This window comes from Caballeronia sp. dw_19 (genome assembly GCF_018449515.1).
Taxonomy (GTDB): Bacteria; Pseudomonadota; Gammaproteobacteria; order Burkholderiales; family Burkholderiaceae; genus Caballeronia.
The window spans coordinates 129,805-145,026 of sequence record NZ_JAAVUQ010000007.1 but is presented as its reverse complement, the minus strand read 5'-3'; the positions used below and the strand labels follow the sequence as shown (position 1 = coordinate 145,026).

At 60.5% G+C, this 15,222-nt stretch carries 12 protein-coding genes and 1 tRNA gene; 7 read left to right on the top strand and 6 right to left on the bottom strand.

The features are described 5' to 3' along the window. Positions 1-16: 16 nt before the first annotated feature. From HB376_RS12490 to HB376_RS12475, 4 genes are all read right to left on the bottom strand, one after another. Positions 17-853, bottom strand: coding sequence for a squalene/phytoene synthase family protein (locus HB376_RS12490; RefSeq protein ID WP_213763978.1), 837 nt, complete (start codon positions 851-853; stop codon positions 17-19). A 287-nt stretch (positions 854-1,140) separates the two neighbouring features. After that, complete coding sequence (locus HB376_RS12485) at positions 1,141-1,944, bottom strand: transglutaminase family protein (protein WP_213763977.1); 804 nt, start codon at positions 1,942-1,944, stop codon at positions 1,141-1,143. A 28-nt stretch (positions 1,945-1,972) separates the two neighbouring features. Next, the gene (locus HB376_RS12480; RefSeq protein WP_213763976.1) at positions 1,973-2,869 is read right to left on the bottom strand and encodes a transglutaminase family protein; all 897 of its coding nucleotides are present in this window, start codon (positions 2,867-2,869) and stop codon (positions 1,973-1,975) included. Between the two features lie 252 nt (positions 2,870-3,121). Further along, positions 3,122-3,910 carry a sigma-70 family RNA polymerase sigma factor gene (locus HB376_RS12475; RefSeq protein WP_213763975.1) on the bottom strand — a complete coding sequence of 263 codons (789 nt, stop codon included), beginning with the start codon at positions 3,908-3,910 and terminating at the stop codon, positions 3,122-3,124. 177 nt (positions 3,911-4,087) lie between these two features. Between HB376_RS12475 and clpP (HB376_RS12470) the strand changes: the two genes are divergently transcribed. Then, the gene (gene clpP, locus HB376_RS12470) at positions 4,088-4,690 is read left to right on the top strand and encodes an ATP-dependent Clp endopeptidase proteolytic subunit ClpP (protein WP_213763974.1); all 603 of its coding nucleotides are present in this window, start codon (positions 4,088-4,090) and stop codon (positions 4,688-4,690) included. 93 nt (positions 4,691-4,783) lie between these two features. Here the strand turns inward: clpP (HB376_RS12470) and HB376_RS12465 are convergent. Next, positions 4,784-4,870: transfer RNA gene (locus HB376_RS12465), tRNA-Leu, on the bottom strand. 381 nt (positions 4,871-5,251) lie between these two features. Between HB376_RS12465 and HB376_RS12460 the strand changes: the two genes are divergently transcribed. The 3 genes from HB376_RS12460 (at position 5,252) to HB376_RS12450 (ending at position 9,652) form a co-directional block, all read left to right on the top strand. Further along, positions 5,252-5,674: a DUF2946 domain-containing protein gene (locus HB376_RS12460; RefSeq protein WP_213763973.1), complete on the top strand. Its 423-nt coding sequence runs from the start codon at positions 5,252-5,254 to the stop codon at positions 5,672-5,674. Positions 5,675-5,777: 103 nt separating this feature from the next. Further along, on the top strand, positions 5,778-8,192 hold the full coding sequence (locus HB376_RS12455) for a TonB-dependent receptor (protein WP_213763972.1): 2,415 nt from the start codon (positions 5,778-5,780) through the stop codon (positions 8,190-8,192). Positions 8,193-8,245: 53 nt separating this feature from the next. Further along, positions 8,246-9,652 (top strand): PepSY domain-containing protein, encoded by a 1,407-nt coding sequence (locus HB376_RS12450; RefSeq protein WP_213763971.1) that lies wholly within the window; start codon positions 8,246-8,248, stop codon positions 9,650-9,652. Between the two features lie 63 nt (positions 9,653-9,715). Here the strand turns inward: HB376_RS12450 and HB376_RS12445 are convergent, their stop codons facing one another. Continuing rightward, a complete protein-coding gene (locus tag HB376_RS12445) occupies positions 9,716-10,885 on the bottom strand; it encodes a glycerate kinase (RefSeq protein ID WP_213763970.1) in 1,170 nt (389 codons plus the stop codon). 527 nt (positions 10,886-11,412) lie between these two features. On the opposite strand from HB376_RS12445, the gene tig reads away from it, so the two are divergent. The 3 genes from tig (at position 11,413) to clpX (ending at position 15,121) form a co-directional block, all read left to right on the top strand. Then, positions 11,413-12,768, top strand: a complete 1,356-nt coding sequence (gene tig / locus HB376_RS12440) for a trigger factor (protein WP_213763969.1) — start codon at positions 11,413-11,415, stop codon at positions 12,766-12,768. Between the two features lie 171 nt (positions 12,769-12,939). Continuing rightward, on the top strand, positions 12,940-13,593 hold the full coding sequence (clpP, locus tag HB376_RS12435) for an ATP-dependent Clp endopeptidase proteolytic subunit ClpP (protein ID WP_089159576.1): 654 nt from the start codon (positions 12,940-12,942) through the stop codon (positions 13,591-13,593). Positions 13,594-13,849: 256 nt separating this feature from the next. After that, the gene (clpX, locus tag HB376_RS12430; RefSeq protein ID WP_031359732.1) at positions 13,850-15,121 is read left to right on the top strand and encodes an ATP-dependent Clp protease ATP-binding subunit ClpX; all 1,272 of its coding nucleotides are present in this window, start codon (positions 13,850-13,852) and stop codon (positions 15,119-15,121) included. Positions 15,122-15,222: the final 101 nt, after the last annotated feature.

The following is a 15,222-nucleotide window of genomic DNA, read 5'->3' as shown; positions in this document are numbered from 1 at the left end:
ACCGGCGCGAGCGAACCTATCTGACTTGCCAACTAATCCACAATTTGCGAATAGGCGTCAACGCAATCCCCTGATGAAGCACCTGAAAGTTTTCGCGTTCTATCTCATCGAACAATGCCAACGATAAAGCCGCTTGCGCACGTAGCACGCGCTGCGTCGCGCGCTCGTCCGAGGGGATCGCGGCCAGCGACTGCTTAAGCGCTTCGCGCGCGCGACCGGTCTGGAAGCGCATGAGCTCAGTGAACCCATCGCTGTATTTGCGGTTGATGAGATCGGCCGCGGTGACATTGAAGCGCTGCAGCTCATCGATGGGAAGATAAATGCGGCCGTGGCGCGCGTCGTCACCGATTTCCGCTATGCGCTCCGCCAGCATCAATGCCGTGCCAAGCGAATTGGCCCAGTTCGCTGCATCATCAGGACGGCGTGCACTCGCGCGGGCGATGATCAACGCAAACGCGCCGCCGACGTTGTCCAGATAACGCCGCAGACCCGGCCAGTCGAGATAACGTGCCTGATCGAGGTCCATGCTGAAACCATCGACCAGATTGTCGATCAACGCACGTCCTTGCTCGTCGAGAACCGGCGTATTCGCCTGATGCGCGACAATCGCCTTCGTCACCGGATGCACGGGTTCGCCGCCGAACAGGCTGGCCAGTTCCTTTTGCCACCAGGCGTGCTTGGTGCGGCCGATAGTCGGATCGCTGGTTTGCTTGACGGTGTCTTCCAGCTCCCGGCGCAAAGCGTAAAACGCTGTCAGGAGCGGTCGTCTGGACGAGGGCGCACGGCGCAGGGCGTAGTACGTGCTGGAGCCATCGGGCGCGGCTTTTTGCTGGCAATAGTCGTCGAAGTTCACGGCAATGGAAGGTCATGACGGCGTGAGCCGATCAGTCCAGGCCAGAAAAAAAGCCATTGAAACTCAATGGCTCGCGCGTGTTCTGGAGACTGGACAGGTAAGGGGATGCAGCATTGTCTTTTTCGGTGCAGCACGAATCCGGCCCACTACGCCTAACTCACTGCATGCCATATTCAACCCGAATTATCCCCCGGATGGGAATGTGCTGCAAGGCGTGGCGGAACGGGCGGCCCCAACCCGTTCAGCACGATGCAATTTCAGTTAGATATCCGAAGTAAAAGTGCTTGTTACTGCGCCTGGCAAATCACATCGAATTTGAGTAGCTTGGTAGGACCGAAGGTATTGCTTATCGCAACATCGGCGGCATCGCGGCCTCGCGCCATCAACACGCGGCCCATCCGTGGGACGTTGTTGCGTGCATCGAAGGTCTGCCAGCTTCCGCCGATAAACGCCTCGAACCACGCGGCGAAATCCATCGCGGTGTAGGGCGGCGGCATACCGGCGTCGCTGATATAACCTGTGCAATAGCGGGCAGGAATGTTCATCGCGCGGCACAAAGTGACTGCCAGATGCGCGAAGTCGCGGCATACTCCCTGGCGCTCGTTATACGCTTCCCACGCGGTCTTGGTCGGCCGCGCATGCGCATAATTGAACACGATGTGGTTATGCACGAAGTCGCAGATGGCCTGTACTCGCGGGCGTCCCAGTGGCGTATTGCCGAACATTTTCCACGCGACGTCCGAGAGCAGGTCCGTTTCGCAATAACGGCTGCCAAGCAAAAACACCAGGCATTCATTGGGCAAGTTTTCAACGGGATGCTGCTCGCCTTCCAGCCCGGGTTTTTCGAACTCATCCGGCACCTCGAGCAACGCCGATGTCGATAGCGCTATCTGGCCCTCTGGCGCGACAATCCGGCTGCACAGGTTGCCGAAGCCATCGCGATACTGCGAGATCGGCACCGGCGGATCAACGACCAGCAGATCAGCAAGCAAGACCTGGGGTGCGAACGAGAAATGCGTGTTCAGCATGAGAAGCATGGGTGTCGGCTGCTGACACTCGTAGACCAGCTCGTAACCAACGCGGAGTTTCATGGGAGTGGCCTTTCTATGGAAGAGGACATCAGCGGTTCTCGGTCACGCTGACCTCGACATCGAGGCTGCGGAACGAGCCGGGCTCGCCGTTCCAGGTTCCCCATAGCGGGAGGGCCTGATGGTGGTCCCATGCAACCGCGACGCGGATGAGATGACGGTTGCCGATAATGCTGTTGGTCGGGTCGAAATCGACCCAGCCAGCACCGGGGAGATAAATTTGCAGCCACGCGTGCGTGGCGCCGCCACCGCGCGTCGCGTCGCGCTTGGTGTCAGGCGGGGTGTCCAGTTCAGGCACGAAGATGTAGCCGCTGACAAAGCGCGCGGCCAGACCCAGCGAGCGCACCACGTCCATCATGAACACCGCGAAGTCCCGGCAGCTGCCGCTGCGCAGGCGCAAGGTGTCGGCGGGACGATTCACGCCTTTTTCCGTGCGGCGGACGTACTTGAAGTCGTCGTTGATCGCCTGGTTGATCTTGCGCAGCAGCGCCATCGTCCCCATGGGTTCGCCAGCCGTGACGAAACGTTTTGCCCAGGCATCGACATCGCCGTCCGGTTCTGGCCGGTTGCGCGCGTTGACCAGATCCGACGCTTCCTCATTCGTGTACGCAAACGGGAACGTGGCGGCGTAGCGCTCTAGCGCGTAGTCCGGCTGCGGCGTTTCGAAGTGCTCGAGCGTGACTTCGCTTTCGAACGTCAGCTCTGTTGCCTGGCTATCGAAGGTGGCGACGGCCACCGAGTTGTCGAAGATATCGTGCAGCCAGCGCAAGCGCGCCGGTTCCGGCGTGATCTTCAATTGCATGGTGACGAGGCGCAGATCGTGACTGGACCTCGGCCGGAACATCATTCGGTGTTCGCCGAAATCCACCGGTTCCGAATACCGGTAGATGCTTGTGTGGCGTACGGTAAAGCGTTGGGGCTCGTTCACCTGATTGCCCCGTGCAAGCGAAAACCAACAGGCAGGAGGCCGCTGGTTATCATGCTCCGCGACCCTACCGCGACTGTCGCGGCCTGATTGTTGAAAGCCATTGTGGATCCTTGATCGAGGTGGCTGGACTCTCCAGACACCGGTTTTCAGGATACACGAGACGCCTCAAGTGAAAGAATTCGTTTGTGGCTTGGCTGGCGGGGTCGTGCGGGTTTTTCCCCGCTGCTGAACCGCGGCCGCCGCACGAAGGTGTCAGACGGTCACAAGAGAGGATGCGCGCAACTCGATGCGCCCGATCCGCAGTCGTGCGATCAACGCGTGCGTCAGCACGGCCGCCTGCTGCTCGGCAATTGCTGTCGCGGAGACTGGAACGACTGGAGCAAACCCCGACGCCGTGGCAAGCGTCAGCGCGACCAGCGCGCTGACGTCCTGACGCGCGATGGCATCGAGTAATGGCTCGATTGCGTCCTCGCGACGGGCCGTATGCGTTGCCTCGTTGTTTTTCCGATCGTCGCGCACCCGGTCTTTCGCACGATGCACCATTTGCCGGCAATGCGCGGCACTCCGGTTAAGGATCTTCGCGATACTCGCGTAGTCCGCTTCGAACGCTTCGCGCAGCAGGAACGCCGCCCGTTCTTCCGCCGAAAGCCGATGGAGCACGCGGCGCATTCCGTACGATAAATCCGATGCCTGTTCCGCGAGTGTCTGGGCCGACGGAGCGTGATCGATGGAATCGAAACCGTCGAGATTATCGATACCGCCCGGCAACGGTGCTTCATGTTTCAGGCGCCGCAAACGGTCGATGGCCGTCCGTTTTGCGACAGTCGCGAGCCACGCCGCGGGCGTGTCCAGCGCATTGCGTCCCACGGCACCCGTCGTGCGCTGATGCAGATGCCATTTCACGAACGTGTCCTGGACGACGTCCTCGGCGTCCGCGCGCACGCCGAGAATCCGGTAAGCCAGCGAAAACAGCCGCGCGCGCGACGCCTCGAAGAGGGCGAGTTGCGCCGTGTCGCGATCGATATCCCTATCACCAGTCATGCGGATTCCCCTCGATTACGTGCTTTCACTCTGTATCGGCCTGACGGCTGGCGCCACGTGAATGTGACAGCCATCGACAAAAATATATCGCGTGAACGGGCGTCACGCATGGACGGCCTTGTGCGTCATATCGGCTGAAGGCATCCGCAGTGAGCAAAAACAAAGGACCGCAACGATATGAATCCCCACAGCCTTGGCCTCGTGCCGACCGTCATTGAACACTCCGGACGCGGCGAGCGCGCGTACGACGTCTATTCGCGGCTGCTGCGCGAACGCATCATTTTCCTGGTCGGGCCGGTGACGGACCAGACGGCGAGCCTCGTCGTCGCGCAACTGCTGTTTCTCGAAGCGGACAACCCGGAGAAGGACATCGCGTTGTACATCAATTCGCCGGGCGGTTCGGTCTACGACGGCATGGCGATTTTCGACACCATGCAGTTCATCCGGCCGGATGTCTCGACGCTTTGCACTGGATTCGCCGCGAGCATGGGCACGTTCCTGCTGACCGCGGGCGCGAAGGGCAAACGATTTGCGCTACCCAACGCGCGCATCATGATCCACCAGCCTTCGGGCGGCTCGCAGGGCACAGCCGCCGATATTGCCATCCAGGCCGAAGAGGTACTGTATTCGCGCCGGCGCCTGAACGAGATCACGGCGGAGCGCACGGGGAAGAGCGTGGAGCAGATTGCAGTTGACACCGACCGCGATAATTTCATGTCGGCGGATCAGGCGCGGGATTATGGGTTGATCGATGAAGTGCTGACTCAGCGCGCTGCCTGAACTGGACAGAAGCGCCGGGCTGCATCGGCCCAAAAACCAGCCGCGCAAATGACGAAGCCTCGCGGTTTTCACTGCGAGGCTTCGTTTTCAGCTTGGTGCGTGAGGTCGGACTCGAACCGACACGACATTGCTGCCGTCAGGACCTAAACCTGGTGCGTCTACCAATTTCGCCACTCACGCGCGTTTGTGCGGCTAGTTTAAAGCGGGTTCGGGAGTTCGGAAGGCAGGGGAAACGTGCAATCCATGCCCAACCACCTCGTACCACCTACCGCGCTTGATCGACCTCGGGAAAGCGGATTTCCCGGCGACGCAGGTGCGTGCGTCGCGCCAAGCTCGGCATTCTAACCGAATCGATGCCCAATGTCTCCATGCGCAATATGCAAACTGAGGGACTCACGGGGGAGTGCGGGCAGAACCCAACCCGATGCGGACGACACCGAAACATCGACCATCCCGCTGCCGATAAACCTGGAAACCCCCGAACCACATTGCGTCGCACGAACGACGTGCTTACAATCGCCACTCATTCTCGTTTGCCCCTCCGCGGCTGAACTTACCCTGATGAATCGCACTTCGCGCAATCGCCTCGTTGCATGGCTCGGCATGGCAGCCATGTGGCTGGCTATTGTCGCGCCGGTGATTAGCCAGACGCTGGCGTCGCGTCACCAGGGTGTCGATCCGCAAGCAGCGATCTGTTCCGCCGATGCCCTCGCGCAGATCGTTTCATCCGCGCTACCTTCCACGCCGCATGTGGTGGTTCAGAGTAACGAACAAGCCGGTCATCACATGGCCGGCGCCGATTCGTTCGACGCCTGTTCGTATTGCGGCTTGCTCGCACACAACGTGCCGCTGGCATCGGCGCCGCCTGCCGCGTTGGTGCGGGTCGAACGCGTTACGCGCCTCGCTGCCGTGCCGGTTGCGCAAGTCGTTCACGTCAAGTCGTTCAACGCCGCGTCTCCGCGCGCGCCGCCCATCGTTTCCTGAAGTTCGTCCGTATGGATCGTCCTGGCTGTTTGTCGTGGCTACGCGCGCCGTTTAAGCGCGTGTGGCCGGATGGTCTGCGTTCACTTATTCAGGATTTTCTTCGATGCTCAAGCTCCTCAAGCGAGCACGGCAGCCGTCAGGTTGCCGTGCCGCCGTGCGCTCGCGCGCGTTCATGTTTCATCAGTTTCATGGTTCCGCATTCCAACGCTATGCCTGCTTACCGCTTTCCCTCATGGCGCCGGCCTTCGTGCTTGCTGCTCCCGCCGCGACTACCTCGGAAAGCACGCCCGACAACCGCGACGCCGACGCCGTCCAGCTCGCCCCGGTCGTCGTCACCAGCACCGCGGGTTCATCGGCGCGCTCGCCGCTCGATCCGAATCTTCCCGCCACGACCGCAACCGTCACCGCCGATCAGTCGCAATACTGGAACGTGGTCACGCCCGAAGACGTGCTGAAGTACGTGCCGAACATGGCGGTGCGCAAGCGGTTTATCGGCGATGTGAATTCGCCTATCGCCGTGCGCGGCACGAGCAATGCGCAAACGGCGCGCGGGCTGGTGTACGCCGATGGCCTGCTGCTCAGCAATTTCCTCGGCAATACGTTCACGTTCGCACCGCGCTGGTCGATGGTTTTCGCCGACGACATCGAGCGCACCGACGTGATCTATGGCCCGTATTCGGCGCTGTATCCCGGCAATTCGATCGGCGCGATGGTAGCCATCACCACGCGCATGCCGCAGAAATTCGAAGCCGATGCCCACGTCCAGGCGTTCAGCCAGCACTTCAATTTGTTCGGCGTGAATCGAAGTTTCAACGGCACGAATTCGTCGGCGACCATAGGCGACAAGAACGGCAACCTGTCATGGCTGATCGGCGTCGATCATCTGGAAAACACGGGCCAGCCGCTGCAATTCGCGACGCTGGCGGCGTCGGCGACACCGGCGAAGGCGACTGATCAGCCGGTGACCGGCGCGTATTTCTACAACGACCAAAACAACAACCGCACGGCGGTGCTGGGCGTGACGGCGGAGGGGATTGAGCGGACATTCCAGGACCAGTTCAAGCTGAAGCTCGCGTATGACCTCACGCCCACTTTGCAAGCGGGTTTCACGCTCGGTTACTGGCATCAGAAATACAACAGCGACACCCAATCATTTCTCCGCGATGCCGCCGGCAATCCCGTCTATAGCGGTCTCGTGAACATTGGCGGCTACGAATACAACGTGCCGGCCGCCACGTTTGCGCCGAGCCAAGGCGCAAGCGAGAACTTCCTGTACGGGTTGTCGCTGAAAACGCGCAACGCATCCGGCTGGAACGCCGAAGCCATAGCGTCGTATTTCGATATCACGCAGAGCATTGCGCGCACCGCGAACTCAGGCGTACCGGGCAACGGCGCAGGCACGATCGCATTCGGCGACGGCACCGGCTGGAAAACGCTCGACCTGCGTACGACGTGGACGCCAGCCAAGCCAACCACCGGTCTGGGGGCGCACTGGCTGTCGTTCGGCTATCACTACGACAACTATTTCCTCGATAACGAAACCTACAACACCCCGGCCTGGCGCGACGGCGGTGGGACCTCGTTTGCTAATGCGTTCGGCGGGCGCACCGAGACGCAAGCCGTGTACGCGCAAGACGCGTGGCGGTTCCTGCCGCGCTGGAAATTCACCTACGGCGCGCGCTACGAGAACTGGAACGCGTACGACGGCACGCGAGCGGTTGGCGCGACCTCGCTGAATTACGCGGAAGTCAGCCAGAGCCATTGGTCACCAAAAGCCTCACTGTCCTTCGATGTCACCCAAGACCTGTTGCTGCGCGCATCGATAGGACGGGCGTACCGCTTCCCAACCGTCGGCGAGTTGTTTCAAGGGCAGATCACGGGTTTGTCGATCATAAATAACAACCCGAACCTGAAGCCTGAAGACGATCTATCGAAGGAACTGACGGCCGAGTGGCAACACGGAAATGGCGTGTATCGCTTCACGCTGTTCCAGGACGATGTGAAAAACACGCTGTTCAGCCAGACCAACACCACCGTGATTCCGAACATCACGAATTTTCAGAATATCGACAAGGTGCGTTCGCGCGGAGTGGAAACCAGCTACGAAGGGCAGGACGTCTTGATTCGCGGCCTGGACCTGACGGCGGGGCTGGCGTACACGCAATCGAAGATCATCGCGAACAGCGGCAATCCGGCGTCAGTGGGCAAGTACTTCTATCGCATTCCGTTGTGGCGCGCGAACGTGGCCGCCACCTGGCGCGCGACCAGCCAGAGCGCCGTCACGGTCGCGGCGCGTTATTCGGGCCGCGAATACAACACGCTCACCAACACCGATACGAACCCGAACACCTACGGCGGCACGAGCACGTACACGGTCGTCGACGCCAAATTCACCTTCCGTCCGACGAAGCGAACCGAGCTCGGCATCGGCGTGGATAACCTCTTCGATCACCGTTACTACGTGTTCCATCCGTACGCGGGGCGGACGGTTTATGTCGAAGGCCGCATCGGGATCTGACGATCGTTTCGAGTCCCTTGGGTCTGCAGTCAACTTATAGAAGGACACCTCACATGCAATCTGCTTCTCTCTCCGACGCTCGCGTAGCCGCGCGGCATCGGCTGTTATGGCGCTGGCATTTCTATGCTGGCTTGTTTGTCATGCCGCTGCTGCTGGTGCTCGCGATCACCGGCACGCTGTACTGCTTTCAGCCGCAGATCGAGCCGCTGCTGTATCACGACCGGATGATCGTCGATGCTCGCACCCAGCCGCGTCTGAGCCAGCAGGTGTTGCTCGCGAAAGCGACCATTGCCGAACCACGCGATGCCGTGCCGACCACCGCTGTCATCAATACCGATCCTCGCCGCAGCGCGGAATTCGTGTTCCGGCTGCGATCGGGATCGAGCGAAAGCGTTTATCTCAATCCCTACACGGGTGAGGTGCTGGGCAGGCTGAGCGTCGAGAACCGCTTGATGAAGCAGATTCGCAATCTGCATCGCGGATTGATGCTGGGAAAGACGGGCGAGATCCTGATGGAACTGGCGGCGTGCTGGACGCTGGTGATGATCGGAACCGGCATTGCCTTGTGGTGGCCGAAGGCGGGTCAGGCGGGCGGCCGGTTCGTGCCGCGGTTGTCGTCGTCGAAAGGCCGTGTTTGGTGGCGTGAATTGCATGCCGTCGGCGGTGCGTGGCTTGCGCTCGGCGCGTTGTTTTTCGTGCTTAGCGGCTTGCCGTGGTCGAGCACATGGGGCAAGCAATTCAAGGCGTTGGCGACCTCCGCGCAGCTCGGTTATCCGCAAGGGGCGTGGGGCCGCGCGCATGTGCATTCCGCAAAGCCCGCGATGAACATGACCGATCCGTCGATGGCCGGCATGAAGATGGACGATCTGCCGTTGCCGCAGACGCCGTGGGCAGTGGGCGATACGCACGTTCCGCAGAGCGCCGCCGATGCTATGGACGGCACTATCCCGCTCGACAAGGTCATCGCACTCGCGGCACAAGCAGGCGTCAGGGATGGTTACGACATCGCGTTGCCAACAACCGCCGAGGGCGTGTACACGGTGTCGTACTTTCCCGCCGATCCTCAAGCCGAACGCACGTTGCACATCGATAGATACAGCGGCCAGATTCTCTCGGACATTGCGTATCGCGATTACGGGCGCGTGGCGCAATGGATTTCGTACGGCACGTCGCTGCACATGGGCCGCTATTTCGGCGTGGCGAATCAGATTCTTTCGTCGGCGATCTCGCTTGGACTCGCGGCCATGTCGATCAGCGGCTTTGTGATGTGGCGCAAACGCAAGCCGGCCAGAGTGATCGGCGCGCCGTCCCGACCAGTACTCCATCCGCCGATGCGCGCATGGGTCGGCGGTCTGACTGCCCTCGGCATCGTCTTCCCGATGATGGGCCTGACGATGCTGATTGTGTGGATATCGGACCGCTTGCTGTTCAGTCCTCGCAAAGTTGCCGACACGCGATGAGCGAGTCAGTGAGCGATCTAACGGCCAGCGTGTCGCTGGCTGTTAGATCATTGCATTACGCATTTATTTCGAACCGAACTTCAACCGCGCAAGTTGTTCAGCTTCGTTCGCCAGCAGCGTGGCGGCGTCACGGATCGCGACCTCCAGCGTGATCGGCCCGGGTGCAGGCGAAAAACACCCGCTGAAATGCTCGGACAAACGCGGCAGGGCCGCCGGATCGATAGCGCCGGACAGCAGCGACGCTTCCACACCGTGCGCGCGAGCGTGCTGACACGCGATAAATGGCGCCTTGCCGTGCAGCGTCTGGACGTCCGAGCGTCCCTCACCCGTGATCAGCCAGTCCGCGCCATCGAGCGCTGCATCCAGCCCCACTTTTCGCGCGACCACTTCCGCGCCGGCCTCGAAGCGCGCGCCCAGCATATGCAGCGCAAAACCGAGACCGCCTGCCGCGCCGGCGCCGGGTTTATCCCGCCCGGTGCGTTGCAGCGCCGGTTCGAGTAGATCGGCGAAATGGCCGAGCGCTGCATCGATCGTGGCGATCTGGTCGGGCGTCACGCCCTTTTGGGGCCCGAAAATCGCCGTCGCACCATGCTCGCCGGTGAGCGGATTATCCACGTCGGACATACCTGTGAATTCGGCGTCGCGCACGCGCGGATCGAGCCCCGTCGCGTCGATGCGCGCGATTCGCGCAAGCTGCGAAGGAACCGGGTCGAGCGATTTGCCGTCTGCATCGAAGAGTTTCAGGCCGAGGCCCACCAGCAGTCCCGCGCCGCCATCGTTCGTGCTGCTGCCGCCCAGCGCCACATAGAACTTGCGCGCACCGAGATCGAGCAGCGTGCGGATCGCTTCGCCCATGCCGAGCGTGCTGCGCTCGGTGACCGGCACGGCCATGCCGTCGGGGTCTGTAATCCCCACGACTTCCGCTGTTTCCACGATCGCGCTGCCGTCCGCCAGCAAACCTGTCGCGGCATCGCGGCGCTTTGCCGCCGCGCCTCGCACGTCGATCAGGCGCCGCTCGCCGCCCGCCGCGAGCATGGCGTCGAGCGTGCCTTCGCCGCCGTCGGCCATCGGCACGATGCGGATGACGGCGTCGCTGCGCGCGCGCCGGATACCGCTCGCAATCGCGTCGGCGACCTGTTCCGCGCTAAGCGAACCCTTGAAAGAATCCGGGGCGATGACTACAACGGGAGAACGGGGGGAGGTGGAAAAACCGGCGGGCTGAGTGTTCGGCATGATGTCTCGAGTTATGAATTTGCTTGAAATCTAGCGACACGGCCCGAATTAATCAAACCTTATGCGTGTACGGCATGCTTTCGATGCGCTCAGGCAATGCAACCCGGGCCGTAATGGACTGCAACGGGCCGCACGCGCGTTCGGAAATGCGCCGGCTGCGGCGGCAACGGAGCGGCATCACGGTGATCGATGAACCGTAAAACCCGCACCAAAACCGCGAAAACGGGCCGGATTTGCCGGTGAATTTGCCGATATTTGGCAGAGCGGACCCTCATCCGCCACGACCCTTGCAAATAGTTTGGTAAAATGTTTGGCTCGGTTGACTCAAACCGGCGCGTACGGCTTCCTGTCACGGCTTGGCGGATCTACGGTATTGAGCTTTGGCCATTTGGCAATAGGCTCAGTCAGGCTGCTTGCATTGTTCAGGAACCAATAGGCGCCGTGCGCCTATCGTGGTGCGAGATCGAACCAGAACTGACCAGACACACGAACCCGAATACTCGATTTACTCTAGGACGATAGAAGCCATGGCTAACGTTGTTGAAAACCTCGGCAAGCTCGAACGCCGTGTGACGATTTCCCTGCCGAAAGATACGGTGCAAAAGGAAGTGGATTCGCGTATCCGTCAGCTGGCGAAAAACGTGCGCATGCCGGGTTTCCGCCCGGGCAAGGTGCCGCTCAAGATGGTGACGCAGCAGTACCAGGGCCAGGTTGAAGCTGAAGTGCTGAGCGACAAGGTAGGCAAGGAATTCTTCGACGTCACGCGCACCGAAAATCTGCGTGTGGCAGGCCAGCCGAGCTTTGCGCCCAAGGGCGGCGAAGTAGCGGAAGAAGCGGCCGATTACGCATTCGACGCAACCTTCGAGGTGTACCCGGAAGTCAAGGTCGGCGACGTGGCAACGGCTGAAATCGAACGCACGGTCACGACCATCTCGGAAGCGGAAATCGACCGCACGCTGGAAATCCTGCGCAAGCAGCGCGTTCACTACCACGCACGCGGCGAAGGCGGCGAGCACGGTGACGGCGGCGCGGATACGGCAGCTAAAGACGGCGACCGCGTGACCATGGACTTCGTCGGCAAGCTCGAGGGCGTGCTGTTCGAAGGCGGCAGCGCTGAAGACTTCACGTTCGTGCTGGGCGAAGGCCGCATGTTGCCGGAATTCGAAACGGCGGCGCTCGGCCTGAAGGTCGGCGAGTCGAAGGAATTCGACCTCAAGTTCCCCGAGGACTATCACGGCAAGGACGTGGCCGGCAAAACGGCCCAGTTCACCATTACGATGAAGAAGATCGAATGGGCGCACCTGCCGGAAATCGATACCGACTTCGCGAAGTCGCTGGGCGTGGAAGACGGCGACACGACCAAGATGCGCGGTGAGATCAAAGACAATCTGGAGCGCGAAGCCAAGCGCCGCACCCAGCAGATCGTGAAGAACCAGGTCATGGACGCGCTGCTGAAAATCTCCGAACTCGACGTGCCGAAGGCGCTGGTCGAGCAGGACCAGCAACGTCTGGTGGAAATGGCGCGTCAGGATCTGCAACAACGCGGTGTGCCGAACGCAGCGGACGCTCCCATTCCCGCAGAAATGTTCGCGGAACAAGCTGAACGCCGCGTCAAGCTGGGCCTGGTTCTGGCCGAACTGGTCAAGGCCAACGACCTGCAGGCGAAGCCGGAACAGATCCGCGCGGAAGTCGACGAATTCGCGAAAAGCTACGAGGACCCGAAGGAAGTCGTCCGCTGGTATTATTCGAATCAGCAGCGCCTCGCCGAAATGGAAGCGTATGTTGTGGAAAGCAACGTCGTTGACTTCGTGCTCGGCAAGGCCCGAGTGAACGACAAGGAAGTAAGCTTCGAAGAATTGGCCAGCGCGACGGCGCAAGCGTAAGCAGCGTCGACAGGGCGTGCAGGGCCGTCGAGGTGACGGGCCGGCACGCCTTTTTTGTATTTCGATTGCATTGGTGTTGTTGATGCAGGTGCTGATGCCGGTTACCCAGTTGTGCCGTTTTTCGGATGTTCCTTTGTCGTTCAGTATCCCTATTCCGAACAAGGAAATTGCATGACCTTTCGCGCTCAATTACTGGACACGCTCGCGTCGAACGCGCCGCATGATTTCGAAACCAAGGCGCTCGGTCTGGTGCCCATGGTTGTGGAAACGAGCGGCCGCGGCGAACGTGCCTATGACATCTATTCGCGCCTGTTGAAAGAGCGCCTGGTGTTCCTGGTCGGCGAAGTGAATGACCAGACAGCCAACCTGGTGGTCGCGCAGTTGCTGTTCCTCGAAAGCGAAAACCCCGACAAGGACATCAGCCTGTACATCAACAGCCCGGGTGGCTCGGTGTCGGCTGGCATGGCCATTTACGACACCATGCAGTTCGTGAAACCGGATGTCGCCACGTTGTGCATGGGACTGGCCGCGAGCATGGGTGCTTTCCTGCTGGCAGCGGGCGCCAAGGGCAAGCGCGTTGCGCTGCCCAACTCGCGCGTGATGATTCACCAGCCGCTCGGCGGCGCGCGCGGGCAGGCGTCGGATATCGAAATTCAGGCACGGGAAATCCTGTACCTGAAGGAACGCCTGAACCAGCTGCTCGCGCACCATACGGGTCAGCCGGCAGAACGTCTCGCACGTGACACCGACCGCGACAATTTCATGTCCGGCGACGACGCGCAGGCGTACGGTATCGTCGATCAGGTTCTTCACAAGCGCCCCTGAACGGGCGTCCGTGATCAGCGCCGGTCGTTGGGGAATAACGGGCCGGCTGTTCCGTTTTTGTCCATACGGACGTTGCGGTTTCGAGCCAGGCCGCCAGCGGCGGCGCGGGGATTCCAGCCGCGCCCGGCTGGAGCCAACGCGGAAAACGGCGTCAAAGCACACGCCACACACGCTTTCAACCTGCGCACATGCCATTTCTGCGTAGGTGAATTGAGCGGCGTATTATGTAATCGAGTGTCCGGAGGCTCGCACATCCATGGCGGACAAAAAAGGTTCTAACAGCGAAAAGCTGTTGTATTGCTCGTTCTGCGGCAAGAGCCAGCACGAGGTCAAGAAGTTGATTGCAGGTCCTTCTGTGTTCATCTGCGATGAATGCATCGACTTGTGCAATGAAATTATCCGCGACGAAGCTGCCGGCGCGGCGGAAGAGGCTGGCCTGACGAAGTCGGACCTGCCGAGTCCGCAAGAGATCAGCGAGATCCTGAACCAGTACGTGATCGGTCAGGAACGCGCGAAGCGGATTCTTGCAGTGGCGGTTTATAACCACTACAAGCGTCTCAAGCATCTCGAGAAGAAAGACGATATCGAGTTGTCGAAGAGCAATATCCTGCTGATCGGACCCACGGGTTCGGGCAAGACCTTGCTCGCGCAAACGCTCGCGCGCATGTTGAACGTCCCGTTCGTGATTGCAGACGCAACCACGCTGACGGAAGCCGGCTATGTTGGCGAAGACGTTGAAAACATTATTCAGAAGCTGCTGCAGAACTGTAACTACGAAGTCGACAAGGCCCAGCGCGGCATTGTCTACATCGACGAAATCGACAAGATCAGCCGCAAGTCGGATAACCCGTCCATCACGCGCGACGTGTCGGGCGAGGGCGTCCAGCAAGCGCTGCTGAAGCTGGTCGAAGGTACGATGGCTTCAGTGCCCCCGCAAGGCGGCCGGAAGCACCCGAACCAGGACTTCATCCAGGTCGACACCACCAACATTCTGTTCATCTGCGGCGGCGCGTTCGACGGCCTTGAAAAGGTCATCATCGATCGTACGGAAAAGACCGGTATCGGTTTTGGCGCAAGCGTGAAGAGCAAGGTGGATCGCGACGCGGGTGAAGTGCTGCGCGAAGTGGAACCGGAAGACCTGATCAAGTTCGGTTTGATTCCCGAACTGATCGGCCGTCTGCCCGTGGTGGCGACGCTCGGCAAGCTGGATGAAGACGCGCTGATCAAGATCTTGACTGAGCCGAAGAATGCGCTGGTGAAGCAGTATCACAAGCTGTTCAACATGGAACGTGTCGACCTGGAGATTCGTCCGGGCGCGCTGAAGGCTATCGCGTTGAAGGCAATCCGTCGCAAGACGGGTGCGCGTGGTCTGCGGTCCATTCTGGAACAAGCGTTGCTGGACGTGATGTACGAGTTGCCGGCAATGAAGGGTGTGAGCAAGGTTATCGTGGATGACAATACAATCGATGGCGACGGCAAGCCGCTTTTGATCTACGAAGACACGCCGAAGGTAGCAGGTTCTAACTGAGTTGGGCTGTGTGTCGGCGAAAAGCCGTTCATGGCAACGTGAACGGCTTTTTGTTTATTTTTCGGATATCTTGTGGACGTTACTGACACGTTACTGAGGCG

Coding starts and splice junctions, on each gene's coding strand:
- HB376_RS12485 (WP_213763977.1), bottom strand. CDS start 1,944: ATGAAACTCCGCGTTGGTTACGAGCTGGTCTACGAGTGTCAGCAGCCG.
- HB376_RS12475 (WP_213763975.1), bottom strand. CDS start 3,910: ATGACTGGTGATAGGGATATCGATCGCGACACGGCGCAACTCGCCCTC.
- clpP (WP_213763974.1), top strand. CDS start 4,088: ATGAATCCCCACAGCCTTGGCCTCGTGCCGACCGTCATTGAACACTCC.
- HB376_RS12460 (WP_213763973.1), top strand. CDS start 5,252: ATGAATCGCACTTCGCGCAATCGCCTCGTTGCATGGCTCGGCATGGCA.
- HB376_RS12455 (WP_213763972.1), top strand. CDS start 5,778: ATGCTCAAGCTCCTCAAGCGAGCACGGCAGCCGTCAGGTTGCCGTGCC.
- HB376_RS12450 (WP_213763971.1), top strand. CDS start 8,246: ATGCAATCTGCTTCTCTCTCCGACGCTCGCGTAGCCGCGCGGCATCGG.
- HB376_RS12445 (WP_213763970.1), bottom strand. CDS start 10,885: ATGCCGAACACTCAGCCCGCCGGTTTTTCCACCTCCCCCCGTTCTCCC.
- tig (WP_213763969.1), top strand. CDS start 11,413: ATGGCTAACGTTGTTGAAAACCTCGGCAAGCTCGAACGCCGTGTGACG.
- clpP (WP_089159576.1), top strand. CDS start 12,940: ATGACCTTTCGCGCTCAATTACTGGACACGCTCGCGTCGAACGCGCCG.
- clpX (WP_031359732.1), top strand. CDS start 13,850: ATGGCGGACAAAAAAGGTTCTAACAGCGAAAAGCTGTTGTATTGCTCG.